Origin of the sequence: Pseudomonas wenzhouensis, from assembly GCF_021029445.1 — a bacterium.
Lineage (GTDB): Bacteria > Pseudomonadota > Gammaproteobacteria > Pseudomonadales > Pseudomonadaceae > Aquipseudomonas > Aquipseudomonas wenzhouensis.
The window spans coordinates 3,939,423-3,959,511 of the sequence record NZ_CP072610.1; the positions used below are offsets into that span (position 1 = coordinate 3,939,423).

Genomic DNA, 20,089 nt, shown 5'->3' on the forward strand with positions numbered 1-20,089 from the left:
CTCCCCTTACGCCTTGACAGCCGGACGAACGATAACGTCGCCGCCAGTAGCGCCCGGAACGGCACCCTTGACCAGCAGCAGATTACGCTCGGCGTCTACGCGAACGACTTCCAGGGACTGCACGGTCACGCGCTCAGCGCCCATGTGACCGGACATCTTTTTGCCCTTGAATACACGACCCGGGGTCTGGCACTGACCAATGGAACCCGGTACACGGTGAGAAACGGAGTTACCGTGAGTGTTGTCCTGGCCGCGGAAGTTCCAACGCTTGATGGTACCGGCAAAGCCTTTACCTTTGGACTGACCGGTGACATCCACCAGTTGACCAGCTTGGAAAATTTCAGCGTTGATCAGATCGCCGGCCTGGTAGTCGCCTTCTTCAAGACGGAATTCCATGACGGTACGACCTGCCGCGACGTTCGCCTTGGCGAAGTGGCCGGCCTGAGCCTTGCTGACACGGGAGGCACGGCGCTCGCCGACAGTGACCTGCACTGCACGGTAGCCATCGGACTCCTCGCTTTTGAACTGGGTGACGCGATTCGGCTCGATCTCAATGACCGTGACCGGAATGGAGACACCTTCTTCGGTGAAAATGCGGGTCATGCCGCACTTACGACCGACTACACCAATAGTCATGTTGTAAACCTCATGAGTGTACGGGGCTTTCACCCGCTATGGCCGCCCATTTCAGAGCGTTACACGACTAAAACCGCCAGGTTTTAGCCGAGGCTGATCTGCACTTCCACGCCTGCCGCAAGGTCGAGCTTCATCAGCGCATCAACGGTTTTATCCGTCGGCTGGACGATGTCCAGGACACGCTTATGAGTGCGAATTTCGTACTGATCACGCGCATCTTTATTAACGTGCGGAGAAATCAGAACGGTGTACCGCTCCTTACGAGTAGGCAGAGGAATCGGACCACGCACCTGAGCACCAGTACGTTTCGCGGTTTCCACGATTTCCTGGGTAGATTGATCGATCAGGCGATGGTCAAAAGCCTTCAACCGAATACGGATTTGTTGGTTTTGCATTTTGACCTCAGATTCCAAGCTGCTAATCCCCACAGACGGACTACGCCCGCTCGAGGGAGGCGCAATTGTACGGATGCCCCCCAGGGGTGTCAACTTTTAACCAGTTCAAAAGAAAAGGGCCCCGAAGGGCCCTTTTCTCTCAAGCGGATCGTCGATTACTCGATGATCTTGGCAACCACGCCGGCACCAACGGTACGACCACCTTCGCGAATCGCGAAGCGCAGGCCGTCTTCCATGGCGATCGGCTTGATCAGGGTGACAACCATCTTGATGTTGTCGCCAGGCATTACCATCTCAACGCCTTCCGGCAGTTCGCACGAACCGGTCACGTCAGTGGTACGGAAGTAGAACTGCGGACGGTAGCCCTTGAAGAACGGGGTGTGACGACCACCTTCTTCCTTGGAAAGCACGTACACTTCAGCTTCGAACTTGGTGTGCGGCTTGATGGTGCCCGGCTTGGCCAGAACCTGACCACGCTCGACTTCATCACGCTTGGTGCCGCGCAGCAGCACGCCGCAGTTCTCACCAGCACGACCTTCGTCCAGCAGCTTGCGGAACATCTCAACGCCGGTGCAGGTGGTTTTGGTGGTCGGACGCAGACCAACGATTTCGATTTCTTCCTGGATCTTGACGATACCGCGCTCTACACGACCGGTCACAACAGTACCGCGGCCGGAGATCGAGAATACGTCTTCGATCGGCATCAGGAACGGACGGTCAATGGCACGAACCGGCTCAGGGATGTAGGTGTCCAGCGTTTCAACCAGCTTCTTGACGGCAGTGGTGCCCATCTCGTTGGTGTCTTCGCCGTTCAGCGCCATCAGCGCGGAACCGATGATGATCGGAGTGTCGTCACCCGGGAAATCGTAGGTGCTCAGCAGGTCGCGAACTTCCATCTCGACCAGCTCCAGCAGCTCAGCGTCGTCAACCATGTCAGCCTTGTTCAGGAAGACAACGATGTACGGTACGCCAACCTGACGGGACAGCAGGATGTGCTCACGGGTTTGCGGCATGGGGCCGTCGGCAGCCGAGCAGACCAGGATCGCGCCGTCCATCTGGGCAGCACCGGTGATCATGTTCTTCACGTAGTCGGCGTGACCCGGGCAGTCAACGTGCGCGTAGTGACGAATGGTGGAATCGTACTCTACGTGGGCAGTGTTGATGGTGATACCACGAGCCTTCTCTTCCGGCGCGCTGTCGATCTTGTCGAAGTCAACACGGGCCGAACCGAATACTTCGGAGCAGACACGGGTCAGAGCAGCGGTCAGAGTGGTTTTACCGTGGTCAACGTGACCGATGGTGCCAACGTTGACGTGCGGTTTGTTACGTTCGAATTTTTCCTTAGCCACGACAGTAAACCTCTTACTTAAAGGGCGGGATTAGCCTTGTTTTTTAACCAGCGCTTCGACGATGTTCGACGGAGCTTCTGCGTACTTGGAGAATTCCATGGAGTAGCTGGCGCGACCCTGGGACATGGAACGGACGTCGGTAGCGTAACCAAACATCTCGCCCAGCGGAACTTCGGCACGGATAACCTTACCGGACACCGAATCTTCCATACCCTGGATCAGACCACGACGACGGTTCAGGTCACCCATCACGTCGCCCATGTAATCCTCAGGAGTTACCACTTCCACCTTCATGATCGGCTCAAGCACCTTACCGCCGCCCTTCTGGGCCAGCTGCTTGGTTGCCATGGAGGCAGCGATCTTGAACGCCATCTCGTTGGAGTCGACGTCGTGGTAGGAACCATCGAACACGGTAGCCTTCAGGCCGATCAGCGGATAGCCGGCAACGACGCCGTTCTTCATCTGCTCTTCGATACCCTTCTGGATCGCCGGGATGTATTCCTTCGGAACCACACCGCCCACGACTTCGTTGGTGAACACCAGACCTTCGGTGATGTTGCCCTTGTCGTCCACGTCCGGAGTCGAGAAACGAATCCAGCAGTGACCGAACTGACCGCGACCACCGGACTGACGAACGAACTTGCCTTCGATCTCGACATTGTCCTTGGAGATGGTTTCACGATAGGAAACCTGCGGCTTGCCGATGTTGGCCTCAACGTTGAATTCACGCTTCATGCGGTCAACGAGGATGTCTAGGTGCAGCTCACCCATACCGGAGATGATGGTCTGGCCGGTTTCTTCGTCAGTCTTGACGCGGAAGGACGGGTCTTCCTGAGCCAGACGACCCAGCGCGATACCCATCTTCTCCTGGTCGGCCTTGGTCTTCGGCTCGACAGCAACCGAGATTACTGGCTCAGGGAAGTCCATACGCTCAAGGATGATCTGCTTCTCGATATCGCACAGGGTGTCACCCGTGGTCACATCCTTCATGCCGATCAGAGCCGCGATATCACCGGCACGCACTTCCTTGATCTCGTCACGCTGGTTGGCGTGCATCTGCACCATACGACCAACGCGCTCCTTCTTGCCCTTGACCGAGTTGATCACGGAGTCGCCGGAAGCGAGAACACCGGAATAAACACGGGTAAAGGTCAGAGTACCAACGAAGGGGTCGGTAGCGATCTTGAACGCCAGCGCCGCGAACGGAGCATCGTCAGAAGCCGGACGCTCATCTTTCGGCGCATCGTCGCCCTGCTCCACGTGATCAGGATGGATACCCTGAATCGCCGGGATGTCGGTCGGAGCCGGCAGGAAGTCGATAACAGCATCGAGAACCAGAGGCACGCCCTTGTTCTTGAAGGAGGAACCCAGTACGGCCGGAACGATTTCACAGGCGATGGTGCGCTGACGCAGACCGGCCTTGATCTCTTCCAGGGAGAGGTCGCCCTCTTCCAGGTACTTGTTCATCAGCTCTTCATTGGCTTCAGCCGCAGCTTCAACCAGATTCGAACGATACTCAGCAGCCTGATCTTGCAGCTCAGCAGGAATCTCTTCCTCACGGAAGGTCATACCCTTGTCGTCGTCGCTCCAGTAGATAGCCTTCATGCGCAGCAGGTCAACCTGGCCCACGAAGTTCTCTTCCGCGCCGATTTGCAGCTGCAGCGGAACCGGAGTGTGACCCAGGCGCTTCTTGATCTGCTCGACAACGCGCAGGAAGTTGGCACCCTGACGGTCCATCTTGTTCACGTAGACGATACGCGGAACACCGTACTTGTTGGCTTGACGCCATACGGTTTCGGACTGCGGCTCAACGCCCGAGGTACCGCAGAACACAACGACAGCACCATCGAGCACGCGCAGCGAGCGCTCTACTTCAATGGTGAAGTCAACGTGACCGGGGGTATCGATAACGTTTACACGGTGATTCTTGTACTGCTTCTGCGAACCAGCCCAGAAGGCGGTTACCGCAGCGGAAGTGATAGTAATACCACGCTCTTGCTCCTGCTCCATCCAGTCGGTGGTCGAAGCGCCATCGTGGGTCTCACCCATCTTGTGGTTTACACCGGTATAGAACAACACGCGCTCTGTGGTAGTTGTTTTACCCGCATCCACGTGTGCACAAATACCGATGTTACGGTAGAGATTGATCGGTGTAGTACGAGCCATAAAGCCCTCGCAAAGTTAGTGTCGCTGAGATTAGAAGCGGTAGTGCGAGAAAGCCTTGTTAGCTTCTGCCATACGGTGAACGTCTTCACGTTTCTTGACCGCAGCACCTTTGCCTTCAGCAGCATCCAGCAGCTCGCCAGCCAGACGCAGAGCCATGGACTTCTCGCCACGCTTGCGCGCGTAGTCCACCAGCCAGCGCATGGCCAGAGCATTACGACGGGATGGACGAACTTCGACCGGAACCTGGTAGGTAGCACCGCCTACACGGCGGGACTTGACTTCGACCAGCGGAGCGATGGCGTCGAGAGCTTTCTCGAAGATCTCCAGGGGATCGCTGTTCTTGCGCGCCTTGACAGTGTCCAGAGCACCGTAAACGATGCGCTCGGCCACGGCCTTCTTGCCGCTTTCCATCACGTGGTTCATGAATTTGGCGAGGATCTGGCTTCCGTATTTCGGATCGTCCAGGATCTCACGCTTTGCTGCTACACGACGTCTTGGCATTGATAAGCCCTCAAACGGTCTTCAGGTTAGCCCGGGACTGACGGTAAACACCGCGCCCGACCTTACTCTTATCGACTCAACTAAATAAAAAGGATCAAGCGGCCTTATTTCGGACGCTTGGTACCGTATTTGGAACGACCCTGCTTGCGGTCTTTGACGCCGGAGGTATCCAGCGAACCACGCACGGTGTGGTAGCGCACACCCGGAAGGTCCTTTACACGACCGCCACGGATCAGCACGACGCTGTGCTCTTGCAGGTTGTGGCCTTCACCGCCGATGTACGAAGACACTTCGTAGCCGTTGGTCAGACGCACGCGGCACACTTTACGCAGTGCCGAGTTAGGTTTCTTCGGCGTAGTGGTGTACACACGGGTGCACACGCCACGACGCTGCGGGCAGTTCTGCAGCGCAGGCACGTCGGATTTCTCGACGATACGCTTACGCGGCTGACGTACCAGCTGGTTGATAGTTGCCATCTACTAGCTCCACTGTTGTCTTTCGACGCTCACAAATAAAGATGGCAGAGCCAAGCGCCCTGCCAAATTTAGGGGTGCATGAGTCTAAAGAGACTCAAGCCCCCAGTCAAGGCAAAGCCCCGCTAGCGAACTAACGGGGCTTCGACTCAATTTCCGCTGGAATTCAGCGCTTCGGTCAGTGCGGCTTCCACCTCACTGGCGCTGACACGTACCGGCTTGTCGGCATCACGCTTGCGCTTGCGCTCGCTGTGATAGGCCAGACCGGTACCGGCCGGGATCAGGCGACCCACGACCACGTTCTCTTTCAGACCACGCAGGTAGTCGCGCTTGCCAGTAACCGCTGCCTCGGTGAGGACGCGAGTGGTTTCCTGGAAGGACGCCGCCGAGATGAACGACTCAGTGGACAGCGACGCCTTGGTGATACCCAGCAGTACACGGGTGTACTTGGCGACGAACTTGTCCTCTTCGGCCAGACGCTCGTTCTCGCCCAGAACCTGGGTGAGCTCCATCTGGTCGCCCTTGATGAAGGACGAATCGCCGGACTCGCTGATCTCAACCTTGCGCAGCATCTGACGCAGAATGGTCTCGATGTGCTTGTCGTTGATCTTCACACCCTGCAGACGGTAAACGTCCTGGATCTCGTTGACGATGTACTTGGCCAGCGCGCTGACACCCAGCAGACGCAGGATATCGTGCGGGTCGCTCGGACCGTCGGAGATGACTTCGCCGCGGTTCACTTGTTCGCCTTCGAAGACGTTCAGGTGACGCCACTTCGGAATCAGCTCCTCGTATGGATCGCTACCATCGGTCGGGGTGATGACCAGACGGCGCTTGCCCTTGGTCTCTTTACCGAACGAAATGGTGCCGCTGATTTCCGCCAGGATCGACGCTTCCTTCGGACGACGGGCTTCGAACAGGTCGGCAACGCGCGGCAGACCACCGGTGATGTCGCGAGTTTTCGAGGTCTCTTGCGGGATACGGGCGATAACGTCACCGACCGCGATCTGCGCACCATCCGCCACCCCGACCAGGGCGTTGGCTGGCAGGAAGTACTGGGCGGGAACATCGGTACCCGGCAGCAGCAGCTCCTTGCCGTTGGCGTCGACCATCTTGATGGCCGGACGGATGTCCTTGCCAGCAGCCGGGCGATCCTTCGGATCGAGAACTTCGATGTTGGTCAGACCGGTCAGTTCGTCGGTCTGGCGCTTGATGGTGATGCCCTCCTCCATGCCGACGAAGGTCACGATACCCTTCATTTCGGTCACGATCGGGTGGGTGTGCGGGTCCCACTTGGCGACGATGGCGCCAGCGTCGACCTTGTCACCTTCCTTCACCGAGATCACGGCACCGTACGGCAGCTTGTAGCGCTCACGCTCACGACCGAACTCGTCGGCCACAGCCAGCTCGCCGGAACGGGAAACCGCTACCAGGTTGCCATCGACACGCTCGACGTACTTCAGGTTGTGCAGACGGATCGCACCACCGTTCTTCACCTGGACGCTGTCGGCAGCCGAAGTACGGCTTGCAGCACCACCAATGTGGAACGTACGCATCGTTAACTGTGTACCTGGCTCACCGATTGACTGTGCCGCGATAACGCCAACCGCCTCACCGATGTTGACCTGGTGACCACGAGCCAGATCACGGCCGTAGCACTTGGCGCAGATGCCGTAGCGGGTTTCGCAGGTGATCGGCGAACGCACCACCACTTCGTCGACGCTGTTCAGCTCGATGAACTCGACCCACTGCTCGTCGATCAGGGTGCCGGCCGGAACGATGACGTCCTCGGTGCCAGGCTTGAACACGTCCTTGGCGATCACTCGACCCAGTACGCGCTCACCCAGCGGTTCGACCACGTCGCCGCCTTCGATGTGCGGCGTCATCAGCAGACCGTGCTCGGTACCGCAATCGATCTCGGTCACCACCAGATCCTGCGCCACGTCGACTAAACGACGAGTCAGATAACCAGAGTTCGCTGTTTTCAATGCGGTATCGGCAAGACCTTTACGCGCACCGTGCGTCGAAATAAAGTACTGGAGAACGTTAAGACCTTCACGGAAGTTTGCCGTGATTGGTGTTTCGATGATGGAGCCATCTGGCTTAGCCATCAGACCACGCATACCCGCTAACTGACGGATCTGAGCGGCGGAACCACGAGCACCGGAATCCGCCATCATGTACATGGAGTTGAAGGACTCCTGCTCAACGGTCTTGCCTTCACGATCGACCACTGCCTCTTTCGACAGGTTGGCCATCATCGCCTTGGACACTTCATCGTTGGCCTTCGACCAGAGGTCGATCACCTTGTTGTACTTCTCGCCCTGGGTGACCAGGCCGGAGGCGTACTGCGATTCGATTTCCTTCACTTCCTCGGTGGCGGCGTCGATGATGCGCGCCTTCTCGTCCGGGATGACGAAGTCGTTCACGCCGATCGACACACCGGAGATGGTCGAGTAGGCGAAACCGGTGTACATCAGCTGGTCAGCGAAGATGACGGTGTCCTTCAGACCCACGGTGCGGTAGCACTGGTTGATCAGCTTGGAGATCGCCTTCTTCTTCATCGACTGGTTGACCACGTCGTAGGACAGGCCAGCCGGTACGATCTGGAACAGCAGCGCGCGGCCGACGGTGGTGTCGACAATGCGGGTGTTCGTGGTGATCGAACCATCTTTCTCTTTGATGGTTTCGTTGATGCGCACTTTCACGCGGGCGTGCAGGGACGCTTCGCCGGCGCGGAACACGCGATCGACTTCCTGCAGGTCGGCGAAGACGCGACCTTCGCCCTTGGCGTTCACGGCTTCACGAGTCATGTAGTAGAGACCCAATACAACGTCCTGAGAAGGAACGATGATAGGCTCACCACTTGCAGGTGACAGGATGTTGTTGGTTGACATCATCAACGCACGTGCTTCTAACTGAGCTTCCAGAGTCAGAGGAACGTGTACCGCCATTTGGTCACCATCGAAGTCGGCGTTGTATGCCGCACAAACGAGTGGGTGCAATTGGATAGCTTTACCTTCGATCAGAATTGGTTCGAACGCTTGGATACCCAGACGGTGAAGTGTTGGTGCACGGTTCAGCATGACTGGGTGTTCGCGGATAACTTCAGCGAGAACGTCCCAAACCTCCGGCAGCTCACGCTCGACCATCTTCTTCGCGGCCTTGATGGTGGTCGCCAGACCACGGGCCTCCAGCTTGCCGAAAATAAATGGTTTGAATAACTCAAGAGCCATTTTCTTCGGCAGACCGCACTGATGCAGACGCAGGTATGGACCTACGGTGATAACAGAACGACCTGAGTAGTCAACACGCTTACCAAGTAAGTTCTGACGGAAACGACCTTGTTTACCTTTGATCATATCAGCCAAAGATTTCAGAGGACGTTTGTTAGAACCTGTGATAGCACGACCACGACGACCGTTATCTAACAGCGCATCAACCGCTTCTTGCAACATACGTTTTTCGTTACGTACGATGATGTCTGGCGCAGCCAGATCCAGAAGACGTTTCAGACGGTTATTACGGTTGATCACGCGACGATACAGATCGTTCAGATCTGATGTTGCGAAACGGCCACCATCGAGCGGTACCAGCGGGCGCAGATCCGGCGGCAGCACCGGCAGAACGGTCAGCACCATCCACTCAGGCAGGTTGCCAGAGTCCTTGAAGGCTTCCATCAGCTTCAGGCGCTTGGATAGCTTCTTGATCTTGGTCTCGGAGTTGGTCTGCGGAATCTCTTCACGCAGGCGGCCGATCTCGTGATCCAGGTCGATGGCGTGCAGCAGCTCACGAACGGCCTCGGCGCCCATGCGCGCATCGAAGTCGTCACCGAACTCTTCGAGGGCTTCGAAGTACTGCTCGTCGTTGAGCAGCTGACCTTTCTCGAGGGTGGTCATGCCCGGGTCGATGACCACGTAGCTCTCGAAATAGAGCACGCGTTCGATGTCACGCAGGGTCATGTCCATCAGCAGGCCGATACGGGACGGCAGCGACTTGAGGAACCAGATGTGGGCGACCGGCGAGGCCAGTTCGATGTGCGCCATGCGCTCACGACGAACCTTAGCCAGGGCGACTTCAACGCCACACTTCTCACAAATCACACCGCGGTGCTTGAGGCGCTTGTACTTGCCGCACAGGCACTCGTAGTCCTTGACCGGGCCAAAGATCTTGGCGCAGAACAGGCCATCGCGCTCAGGTTTGAACGTACGGTAGTTAATCGTTTCTGGCTTTTTCACTTCACCGAATGACCATGAACGGATCATATCAGGCGAGGCCAATCCGATACGGATGGCGTCGAACTCTTCGATCTGACCCTGGTTTTTCAGCAAATTCAGTAGGTCTTTCAAGGCCTTTCCTCCTGGCGGAGCGGGCAGCGGGCTGGGTTAGCCCCGCTGCCGATTCACGTCGTGTTATTCGGTTTCCAGATCGATATCGATGCCGAGCGAACGGATCTCTTTGATCAGTACGTTGAAGGACTCGGGCATGCCCGGCTCCATACGGTGATCGCCATCGACGATGTTTTTATACATCTTCGTACGGCCGTTAACGTCATCCGATTTAACTGTAAGCATTTCTTGAAGAGTATAGGCTGCACCGTATGCTTCCAGTGCCCACACTTCCATCTCCCCGAAACGCTGACCACCGAACTGCGCTTTACCACCCAGCGGTTGCTGAGTAACCAAGCTGTAAGAACCTGTTGAACGGGCGTGCATCTTATCGTCAACCAAGTGGTTCAGTTTCAGCATGTACATATAGCCGACGGTGGTCGGACGCTCGAACTGGTTACCGGTACGACCGTCGAACAGGCGCATCTGGCCGCTCTCCGGCAGATCAGCCAGCTTCAGCATGGCCTTGATCTCGGTTTCCTTGGCGCCGTCGAACACGGCAGTCGCCATCGGCACACCGCCTTTGAGGTTCTTCGCCAGCTCGAGGATCTCGTTGTCGGAGAACTCGTCGAGGTTTTCCTGACGACCGCCGATCTCGTTGTAGATCTCGGCGAGGAACTTGCGCAGTTCAGCGACCTTGCGCTGCTCTTCGAGCATGCGATTGATCTTCTCGCCCAGGCCCTTGGCCGCGAGGCCCAGGTGGGTTTCGAGGATCTGACCGATGTTCATACGTGATGGTACGCCCAGCGGGTTCAGCACGATGTCGACCGGAGTACCGTTGGCGTCGTGCGGCATGTCTTCGACCGGCATGATCACCGAGACGACACCCTTGTTACCGTGACGACCGGCCATCTTGTCACCCGGCTGGATGCGACGGCGGATGGCCAGGTAGACCTTGACGATCTTCAGTACGCCCGGCGCCAGGTCATCGCCCTGCTGCAGCTTGCGCTTCTTGTCTTCGAACTTGTCGTCGAGCATCTGACGGCGGTCGGAGATGTAGGCCTGAGCCTTCTCCAGCTGCTCGTTCAGGGCGTCGTCGGCCATGCGCAGCTTGAACCACTGACCACGCTCGAGGCCGTCGAGGAACTCGTCGGTAATCGCGGTGCCTTTCTTCAGACCAGCGCCGCCTTCGGCGATGGCACCAACCAGAGCGGAACGCAGACGTTCGAAGGTCGCGCCTTCGACGATGCGGAACTCTTCGTTCAGATCCTTGCGGATCTCGTCCAGTTGCTGCTTCTCGATAGCCAGCGCGCGGCTGTCGCGCTCGACGCCGTCACGGGTGAAGACCTGTACGTCGATGACGGTGCCCTTGGTGCCAGTCGGCACACGCAGGGAGGTGTCCTTCACGTCTGACGCTTTTTCACCGAAGATAGCACGCAGCAGTTTCTCTTCTGGGGTTAACTGAGTTTCACCTTTCGGTGTTACTTTACCAACCAGAATGTCGCCGCCTTTCACTTCTGCACCGATATAAACGATACCGGATTCATCCAGTTTAGAAAGCGCAGCTTCACCGACGTTCGGGATATCAGAGGAGATTTCCTCTGGGCCGAGCTTGGTGTCACGCGCCACACAGGTCAGTTCCTGGATGTGGATGGTGGTGAAGCGGTCTTCCTGAACCACGCGCTCGGACAGGCAGATGGAGTCTTCGAAGTTATAACCATTCCATGGCATGAATGCCACGCGCATGTTTTGACCCAGCGCCAGTTCACCCATGTCGGTGGACGGGCCGTCAGCCATGATGTCGCCACGCGAAACCTGATCACCCTTGCTCACCAGCGGACGCTGGTTGATGCAGGTGTTCTGGTTGGAGCGGGTGTATTTGGTCAGGTTGTAGATGTCGACACCAGCTTCGCCAGTTTCGACTTCGTCATCGTTGACGCGAACCACGATGCGGCTGGCGTCGACCGAGTCGATCACACCACCACGACGGGCCACGACGCAGACACCGGAGTCACGGGCGACGTTGCGCTCCATGCCGGTACCGACCAGCGGCTTGTCGGCGCGCAGGGTCGGTACAGCCTGACGTTGCATGTTCGCACCCATCAATGCACGGTTGGCGTCATCGTGTTCAAGGAATGGAATCAGCGAGGCGGCGACGGAAACGACCTGCTTCGGCGACACGTCCATCAGGGTGACGTCTTCCGGCGCCTTGACGGTGAATTCGTTCAGGTGACGTACGGCGACCAGTTCGTCGATCAGCTGACCTTTGTCATTCAGGGTCGCGGACGCCTGAGCGATCACGTGATCGGCTTCTTCGATGGCGGACAGGAATACGATCTCGTCGGTGACCTGACCTTCCTTGACCACGCGGTACGGGCTTTCCAGGAAGCCGTACTGGTTGGTGCGGGCGTAGGCAGCCAGCGAGTTGATCAGACCGATGTTTGGACCTTCAGGCGTTTCGATTGGACATACACGACCGTAGTGAGTTGGGTGTACGTCACGTACTTCGAAGCCCGCGCGCTCACGAGTCAGACCACCTGGGCCTAATGCAGAGATACGACGTTTGTGCGTAATTTCAGACAGTGGATTGTTCTGGTCCATAAATTGTGACAGCTGGCTGGAACCAAAGAACTCCTTCACCGCCGCCGCAACCGGCTTGGCGTTGATCAGGTCCTGCGGCATCAGGCCTTCGCTTTCGGCCATCGACAGACGTTCCTTGACCGCGCGCTCGACGCGCACCAGGCCAACGCGGAACTGGTTCTCGGCCATCTCGCCGACGCAACGCACGCGACGGTTACCCAGGTGGTCGATATCGTCGACGATGCCCTTGCCGTTACGGATGTCGACCAGGGTCTTCAATACGGCAACGATGTCTTCCTTGCTCAGCACGCCCGAACCTTCGATCTCGGTGCGACCGATACGACGGTTGAACTTCATGCGGCCCACGGCGGACAGGTCGTAACGCTCGGCGCTGAAGAACAGGTTGTTGAACAGGGTCTCGGCAGCATCCTTGGTTGGCGGCTCACCAGGACGCATCATGCGGTAGATTTCGACCAGCGCTTCCAGCTGATTGGTGGTGCTGTCGATCTTCAGGGTGTCGCTGATGAACGGACCACAGTCGATGTCGTTGGTGTACAGAGTCTCGAAGCGAACCACCTGTGCCTTGGCCATCTTGACCAGCAGGTCGGCAGTCAGCTCGGTGTTGCATTCGGCGATGATCTCACCGGTAGCCGGGTGCACGATGGCCTTGGCAGTGGTACGGCCAATGACGTAATCGAGCGGAACTTCCAGCTCCTTGATGCCAGCTTTGTCAAGCTGGTTGATGTGGCGGGCGGTGATACGGCGGCCCTGCTCGACGATCACCTTGCCGCTGGCGTCCTTGATATCCAGAACCGCGACTTCACCACGCAGGCGCTGCGGTACCAGCTCCAGGCTCAGGCCTTCGCCCTTAACATGGAAGACGTTGGTGTCGTAGAAGGCATCCAGTACTTCTTCAGTGCTGTAGCCCAGTGCGCGCAGCAGGACGGACGCCGGCAGTTTGCGGCGACGGTCGATACGCACGAATACCGCGTCCTTCGGGTCGAACTCGAAGTCCAGCCAGGAACCGCGGTAAGGAATGATGCGAGCGGAGTACAGCAGCTTGCCCGAGCTGTGGGTCTTGCCACGGTCGTGGTCGAAGAACACACCCGGCGAACGGTGCAGCTGGGACACGATCACACGCTCGGTACCGTTGATGACGAAGGTACCGTTCTCGGTCATGAGCGGAATTTCGCCCATGTACACTTCCTGCTCTTTGATGTCCTTGATCGCTTTGTTCGACGATTCTTTGTCGAAAATGATCAGGCGTACTTTTACGCGCAGCGGCACGGCGAAGGTCACGCCACGCAGGACGCACTCCTTGACGTCGAACGCCGGCTCGCCCAGGCGATAGCCGACGTACTCCAGGGCAGCGTTGCCGGAGTAGCTGATGATCGGGAATACCGATTTGAAGGCCGCATGCAGGCCGATGTCGCGGAATTGTTCCTTGCTCACCCCTTGCTGCAGGAATTCGCGATAGGAATCCAGCTGGATGGCCAGGAGGTAAGGCACATCCATGACATCCGGCAACTTGCTAAAGTCCTTGCGGATACGTTTTTTCTCAGTGTATGAGTAAGCCATCAGCGTTCCCCAGCTTGGTCACCTGCTTATTTGGTCAACGCCGGCGGCGGTGACCAGAAAATCGTGCAAACCCTCGGTTTGCAACCGCCTCTCGGGCGGGATTTCCCGGCTCCAGGCCAACTGACGTACAGTCGACCTAGAACGGAAAAAGGCCGGTGGCAAAAGCCACCAGCCATCAGCCTTGTGCGAGTCGCGCGGGCTGTAGACGCAAGGTGCGGGCTTACTTGAGCTCGACCTTGGCGCCAGCTTCTTCCAGCTTCTTCTTGGCGTCTTCAGCAGCTTCTTTGCTCAGACCTTCAGCGATAACCTGAGGAGCGGTGTCGACCTTCTCCTTGGCTTCTTTCAGGCCCAGACCGGTCAGCTCGCGAACGGCCTTGATCACGTTCACTTTCTTGTCGCCAGCTTCAGCCAGAACGACGTTGAACTCGGTCTGCTCTTCAACAGCAGCAGCGGCAGCAGCCGGGCCAGCGGCAACAGCAGCGGCAGCGGTTACACCGAAGGTTTCTTCCATCGCTTTGATCAGCTCGACGATTTCCATAACGGATTTCTGGCCGATAGCTTCGATGATTTGCTCGTTAGTCAGAGACATGACTATCAATTCCTGTATTGGGGTGACGGCCTAGGCGACCATCAAATTAAACGTTTGATTTCGAAAGTGCTCACGCCGCCTTAGGCAGCAGCAGCTTCTTTCTGGTCGCGAATGGCTGCCAGGGTGCGAGCGAGTTTGCTGGTGGCGCCTTGAATAACGCTCATCAGCTGGGCGATGCCCTCGTCGCGAGTCGGCAGACTTGCCAGCACGTCGATCTGGTTTGCTGCGAGGTACTTGCCCTCGAACGCAGCTGCCTTGATCTCGAACTTGTCCTGACCCTTGGCGAACTCTTTGAACAGACGAGCGCCAGCGCCCGGGTGTTCGTTAGAGAAAGCGATCAGGGTCGGGCCTTTGAACACGTCGTTGAGCACGTCGAACTGAGTGCCTTCAACGGCGCGCTTGAGCAGGGTGTTACGCACGACTTTCACGTACACACCAGCTTCGCGGGCCTCTTTACGGAGTCCGGTCATTGCGCCGACGGTCACGCCACGGGCATCAGCCACGACAGCGGACAGACCGGCTTTGGCAGCCTCGTTGACTTCAGCGACGATGGCCTTCTTGTCTTCGAGTTTAATTGCCACGGGTTTACTCCTGGTTTTTACCGTATCGCCAAACCGAAGCTTGGCGGCGTTTTGGTGTCTGATTCGGTAACGAATCGGGAGCACCATCTGCGTAGGCCATCAGGCAAGCCTGATATTTAAAACGTGCGTCACCTACGGTCTTGGATAGCCCCCGCCAGGCAGGGACCCCAATCTTTCAAAGCCGGCGGCACACGACCACCGACCCAATCACTTACGCGTCGAGCGAAGCCTGATCAATGAGCAGACCCGGACCCATGGTAGTGCTCAGGGTCACACGCTTGACGTAGATACCTTTCGAAGTCGACGGCTTCAGACGCTTCAGGTCAGCCAGCAGGGCTTCCACGTTCTGCTTCAGCGCAGCGGCTTCGAAGCCGACCTTGCCAACGGAGGTGTGGATGATGCCGTTCTTGTCGGTACGGAAACGCACCTGACCGGCCTTGGCGTTCTTGACAGCGGTAGCGACGTCCGGAGTCACGGTGCCGACTTTCGGGTTCGGCATCAGGCCGCGCGGGCCCAGTACCTGGCCCAGCTGGCCAACAACGCGCATGGCGTCCGGAGAAGCGATGACCACGTCGTAGTTCAGATCGCCGGCCTTCATTTCGGCAGCCAGATCGTCCATACCGACTTTGTCGGCACCGGCAGCCAGGGCAGCTTCAGCGCCCGGACCTTGGGTGAACACGGCAACGCGTACGGTCTTGCCAGTGCCGTTCGGCAGAACGGTGGCACCACGTACGACCTGGTCGGATTTACGCGGGTCTACACCCAGGTTCACCGCGACGTCGAAGGACTCTACGAATTTGGCAGCAGGCAGCGAAGCCAGCAGAGTTGCCGCTTCTTCGAAACTGTAGGCCTTGCCTGCTTCGATTTTCTCGGCGATGGCCTTTTGGCGCTTGGTCAACTTAGCCATTACACACCCTCCACGTTGAGGCCCATGCTACGAGCGGAGCCGGCGATGGTGCGCACGGCCGCATCCAGGTCAGCGGCAGTCAGATCGGCCTGCTTGGTCTTGGCGATCTCTTCCAACTGAGCACGGGTAACGGTGCCTACTTTGACGGTGTTCGGACGCGCGGAACCGCTGGCCAGGCCAGCAGCCTTCTTCAGCAGCACAGCGGCCGGGGTGCTCTTGGTTTCAAAGGTGAAGCTGCGGTCACTGTATACAGTGATGATCACAGGAGTCGGCAGACCCGGCTCGACGCCTTGAGTCTTGGCGTTGAACGCCTTGCAGAATTCCATGATGTTTACACCGTGTTGACCCAGAGCAGGACCAACGGGTGGCGACGGGTTTGCCTGACCGGCTTTAACCTGCAGCTTGATATAAGCCTGAATCTTCTTAGCCATTAGCTACTCCAATTTCGGGTTCGAACGCCTTACGGCTCCCCGAGGTTACTTACGCATTTATCCCAATGACGACAAAACCCCGCAGCCTAGGACTGCGGGGTGGGGGATGCCTATGTCAGTTATGCCTTCTCGACCTGACTGAACTCCAGCTCGACCGGGGTTGAGCGACCGAAAATGGTCACAGCAACCTGGATGCGGCTTTTCTCGTAATTCACTTCTTCGACGACACCGCCAAAATCAGCGAACGGGCCATCGACAACACGAACCATCTCGCCCGGCTCGAACAACGTTTTCGGTTTGGGCTTGTCGCCACTATCGGCAACACGACGCAGAATGGCCTCAGCTTCTTTCTCGGTAATTGGCGCCGGCTTGTCAGCCGTACCACCAATGAAACCCATGACGCGCGGGGTATCCTTGATCAAGTGCCAAGTCGCCTCGTTCATTTCCATCTGCACAAGAACATAGCCAGGGAAGAACTTGCGCTCACTCTTGCGCTTCTGACCATTGCGCATCTCGACCACTTCTTCAGTGGGCACGAGAATCTCGCCGAAGTCATCTTCCATCCCAGCCAGTTTCACGCGCTCGATGAGCGAGCGCATGACATGCTTCTCGTAACCGGAGTAAGCATGCACGACGTACCAACGCTTAGCCACGAGACACCCTTAACCAACAATCAGCGAAATCAGCCAGCCGAGCAGGGAATCGAGCCCCCACAACAGCAGCGCCATGACCAACACCACAGCGACCACGATCAGAGTAGTCTGAGTGGTCTCCTGGCGAGTCGGCCAAACAACCTTACGAATCTCGACGCGCGCTTCTTTCAGCAGTACCGCGAAAGCCTGACCGCGAGCAGTCTGAAACGCCACGAATGCAGCAACAGCGCCCAGCACGACCAAACCCAGAACACGATACAGAACAGGCTCTGCAGAAAAGTACTGATTACCCACCACACCCACTACAACCAGGGCAGCGACAACCAGCCACTTGACCAGATCAAAGCGAGAGTCTTTGGCTTCAGCCTTAACATTCATTCGAGAGGATCCTGTGAAAGACACGCCAAATTCGTTAGAAAATGGCAGGTCAGGAGGGAATCGAACCCCCAACCTGCGGTTTTGGAGACCGCCGCTCTGCCAATTGAGCTACTGACCTAGAACAAAATCAGGCCGACCATTATGCCGGCCTGAGAGGGACAGATCAACCGATTATTCGATGATCTTGGCAACCACGCCGGCACCAACGGTACGACCACCTTCGCGAATCGCGAAGCGCAGGCCGTCTTCCATGGCGATCGGCTTGATCAGGGTGACAACCATCTTGATGTTGTCGCCAGGCATTACCATCTCAACGCCTTCCGGCAGTTCGCACGAACCGGTCACGTCAGTGGTACGGAAGTAGAACTGCGGACGGTAGCCCTTGAAGAACGGGGTGTGACGACCACCTTCTTCCTTGGACAGCACGTACACTTCAGCTTCGAACTTGGTGTGCGGCTTGATGGTGCCCGGCTTGGCCAGAACCTGACCACGCTCGACTTCATCACGCTTGGTGCCGCGCAGCAGCACGCCGCAGTTCTCACCAGCACGACCTTCGTCCAGCAGCTTGCGGAACATCTCAACGCCGGTGCAGGTGGTTTTGGTGGTCGGACGCAGACCAACGATTTCGATTTCTTCCTGGATCTTGACGATACCGCGCTCTACACGACCGGTCACAACAGTACCGCGGCCGGAGATTGAGAATACGTCTTCAATTGGCAGCAGGAATGGACGGTCAATTGCACGAACCGGCTCAGGGATGTAGGTGTCCAGCGTTTCAACCAGCTTCTTGACGGCAGTGGTGCCCATCTCGTTGGTGTCTTCGCCGTTCAGCGCCATCAGCGCGGAACCGATGATGATCGGAGTGTCGTCACCCGGGAAATCGTAGGTGCTCAGCAGGTCGCGAACTTCCATCTCGACCAGCTCCAGCAGCTCAGCGTCGTCAACCATGTCACATTTGTTCAGGAACACAATGATGTAAGGAACGCCAACCTGACGACCTAACAGGATGTGCTCACGAGTTTGTGGCATTGGGCCATCAGTCGCAGCAACAACCAGGATTGCACCGTCCATCTGTGCAGCACCTGTGATCATGTTTTTAACATAGTCGGCGTGTCCTGGGCAGTCTACGTGTGCGTAGTGGCGAGGTGGAGTATCGTACTCTACGTGAGAAGTAGAGATGGTGATACCACGAGCCTTCTCTTCCGGCGCGCTGTCGATCTTGTCGAAGTCAACACGGGCCGAACCGAATACTTCGGAGCAGACACGGGTCAGAGCAGCGGTCAGAGTAGTTTTACCGTGGTCAACGTGGCCGATAGTACCAACGTTAACGTGCGGTTTTGAACGTTCAAATTTTTCTTTAGCCATCTTGACCGTCTCCTAGCGAAGAATTGAGCAAGCCATGCCGCCATTAAAACAAAGGCAGATACTTTCATATCTGCCTTCATTAGATGGAGCTCATGAGCGGATTTGAACCGCTGACCTCACCCTTACCAAGGGTGTGCTCTACCAACTGAGCCATATCAGCACATCTTGGAGCGGGCAGCGGGAATCGAACCCGCATCATCAGCTTGGAAGGCTGAGGTTCTACCACTGAACTATACCCGCGGAGCTTGCAGCTCACGCTGAATCTGGTGGTGGGAGAAGGATTCGAACCTTCGAAGTCTGTGACGGCAGATTTACAGTCTGCTCCCTTTGGCCGCTCGGGAACCCCTCCAAAGTGAGGCGGCATTTTCTAGATCTGCCACCCTACTGTCAAGCTTTTTCTCATTAAAATCTTGAGGTTAGCTAATTCGACAGCATCTTCGTCGGGAAACAACTTTGACCACCCTGCGAAGCGGGCGCCATTCTATGCAAACTACTGAGGCAATGCAACGCCTTCACATGGCATTAATTGATGCTGCAAACCCGCGAAGTCTCCCGCGAGCTGGCCAAGCAAAAATTCATCGGCCAGTCGCCGGCTTTCCGGGGATACACGCACCCAAAAACTACGATGCGCACGCGACAGCTCCCGCACTTGCGGCTCATAACCCGCATTACGCAAGCGCTGCATGACGCTGGCGGCCGAATCGCTACGCGGGAAAATACCAAGCGATATACCATTGGCCAGCTCGCCCTGGGTGATGATGTAGCTATCAATGCGCCGGGCCTGCAACTCGCGCAGTTGCCTCAATGAAGCCTGACGCGAAGCCAGGGGCGGCAGATAAACCCAGTATTCGACACCGGCAGCAGCATCGACACTGCGCACGTCGGCCTCGATATCCAGGCTCAGCAGACGCTGCTCCACCACACGCGCCCTCTCCTCCTGCTCGAAGCTCCCCAGAAAGAGACATACAGCAGCCTCGACAGGAGCCGCAGTGGACGGCGCATGCACCCGAGCGCCAGACGCATCCGCCTCACTCAGGAGCTGTATATCCTTGCGCGCCGTCTGGTAAGCAGCTGCCGGCGCCACCTCCTTGGCACGCAAGGGCGCCTGCTGCTGATGCCAGACGTAATAAAAGGCATTCAGCAGTAGAAGCAATAGCAGAATCCAGCGCATGACTTGCC

16 protein-coding genes and 4 tRNA genes are annotated in these 20,089 nt (G+C 57.3%); all 20 read right to left on the reverse strand.

Features of this window, described 5'->3' with window-relative positions:
• Positions 1–6 precede the first annotated feature (6 nt).
• The gene (rplC, locus tag J7655_RS18420; RefSeq protein WP_148119084.1) at positions 7–636 is read right to left on the reverse strand and encodes a 50S ribosomal protein L3; all 630 of its coding nucleotides are present in this window, start codon (positions 634–636) and stop codon (positions 7–9) included.
• Positions 637–719: 83 nt separating this feature from the next.
• Positions 720–1,031 (reverse strand): 30S ribosomal protein S10, encoded by a 312-nt coding sequence (gene rpsJ, locus J7655_RS18425; protein ID WP_003243886.1) that lies wholly within the window; start codon positions 1,029–1,031, stop codon positions 720–722.
• 155 nt (positions 1,032–1,186) lie between these two features.
• Positions 1,187–2,380 (reverse strand): elongation factor Tu, encoded by a 1,194-nt coding sequence (gene tuf / locus J7655_RS18430; protein WP_147810603.1) that lies wholly within the window; start codon positions 2,378–2,380, stop codon positions 1,187–1,189.
• Positions 2,381–2,410: 30 nt separating this feature from the next.
• The gene (gene fusA / locus J7655_RS18435) at positions 2,411–4,546 is read right to left on the reverse strand and encodes an elongation factor G (protein ID WP_230925662.1); all 2,136 of its coding nucleotides are present in this window, start codon (positions 4,544–4,546) and stop codon (positions 2,411–2,413) included.
• A gap of 30 nt (positions 4,547–4,576) precedes the next feature.
• Positions 4,577–5,047 carry a 30S ribosomal protein S7 gene (rpsG, locus tag J7655_RS18440; RefSeq protein ID WP_003246741.1) on the reverse strand — a complete coding sequence of 157 codons (471 nt, stop codon included), beginning with the start codon at positions 5,045–5,047 and terminating at the stop codon, positions 4,577–4,579.
• A 104-nt stretch (positions 5,048–5,151) separates the two neighbouring features.
• Entirely contained in the window at positions 5,152–5,523 is a 372-nt protein-coding gene (rpsL, locus tag J7655_RS18445; protein WP_004373429.1) for a 30S ribosomal protein S12, read from the reverse strand.
• 146 nt (positions 5,524–5,669) lie between these two features.
• On the reverse strand, positions 5,670–9,869 hold the full coding sequence (rpoC, locus tag J7655_RS18450; RefSeq protein WP_230925663.1) for a DNA-directed RNA polymerase subunit beta': 4,200 nt from the start codon (positions 9,867–9,869) through the stop codon (positions 5,670–5,672).
• A 63-nt stretch (positions 9,870–9,932) separates the two neighbouring features.
• Entirely contained in the window at positions 9,933–14,006 is a 4,074-nt protein-coding gene (gene rpoB, locus J7655_RS18455; protein ID WP_230925664.1) for a DNA-directed RNA polymerase subunit beta, read from the reverse strand.
• A 220-nt stretch (positions 14,007–14,226) separates the two neighbouring features.
• The gene (rplL, locus tag J7655_RS18460; RefSeq protein ID WP_074861137.1) at positions 14,227–14,595 is read right to left on the reverse strand and encodes a 50S ribosomal protein L7/L12; all 369 of its coding nucleotides are present in this window, start codon (positions 14,593–14,595) and stop codon (positions 14,227–14,229) included.
• Positions 14,596–14,675: 80 nt separating this feature from the next.
• Complete coding sequence (gene rplJ, locus J7655_RS18465; RefSeq protein WP_230925665.1) at positions 14,676–15,176, reverse strand: 50S ribosomal protein L10; 501 nt, start codon at positions 15,174–15,176, stop codon at positions 14,676–14,678.
• Positions 15,177–15,387: 211 nt separating this feature from the next.
• The gene (rplA, locus tag J7655_RS18470; protein ID WP_230925666.1) at positions 15,388–16,083 is read right to left on the reverse strand and encodes a 50S ribosomal protein L1; all 696 of its coding nucleotides are present in this window, start codon (positions 16,081–16,083) and stop codon (positions 15,388–15,390) included.
• Positions 16,083–16,514 carry a 50S ribosomal protein L11 gene (rplK, locus tag J7655_RS18475; RefSeq protein ID WP_230925667.1) on the reverse strand — a complete coding sequence of 144 codons (432 nt, stop codon included), beginning with the start codon at positions 16,512–16,514 and terminating at the stop codon, positions 16,083–16,085. Before rplK ends, rplA begins: the two co-directional genes overlap by 1 nt.
• Positions 16,515–16,633: 119 nt before the next feature.
• Positions 16,634–17,167 carry a transcription termination/antitermination protein NusG gene (gene nusG / locus J7655_RS18480; protein WP_004373446.1) on the reverse strand — a complete coding sequence of 178 codons (534 nt, stop codon included), beginning with the start codon at positions 17,165–17,167 and terminating at the stop codon, positions 16,634–16,636.
• Between the two features lie 9 nt (positions 17,168–17,176).
• On the reverse strand, positions 17,177–17,545 hold the full coding sequence (gene secE / locus J7655_RS18485; protein ID WP_230925668.1) for a preprotein translocase subunit SecE: 369 nt from the start codon (positions 17,543–17,545) through the stop codon (positions 17,177–17,179).
• A 42-nt stretch (positions 17,546–17,587) separates the two neighbouring features.
• Positions 17,588–17,663, reverse strand: a tRNA-Trp gene (locus J7655_RS18490).
• Between the two features lie 53 nt (positions 17,664–17,716).
• Positions 17,717–18,910 carry an elongation factor Tu gene (gene tuf, locus J7655_RS18495; RefSeq protein WP_230925669.1) on the reverse strand — a complete coding sequence of 398 codons (1,194 nt, stop codon included), beginning with the start codon at positions 18,908–18,910 and terminating at the stop codon, positions 17,717–17,719.
• Positions 18,911–18,994: 84 nt separating this feature from the next.
• Positions 18,995–19,070: transfer RNA gene (locus J7655_RS18500), tRNA-Thr, on the reverse strand.
• Between the two features lie 6 nt (positions 19,071–19,076).
• Positions 19,077–19,150 (reverse strand) — tRNA-Gly (locus tag J7655_RS18505).
• Between the two features lie 24 nt (positions 19,151–19,174).
• Positions 19,175–19,259 (reverse strand) — tRNA-Tyr (locus J7655_RS18510).
• A 141-nt stretch (positions 19,260–19,400) separates the two neighbouring features.
• Entirely contained in the window at positions 19,401–20,081 is a 681-nt protein-coding gene (locus J7655_RS18515; RefSeq protein ID WP_230925670.1) for an SPOR domain-containing protein, read from the reverse strand.
• Positions 20,082–20,089: the final 8 nt, after the last annotated feature.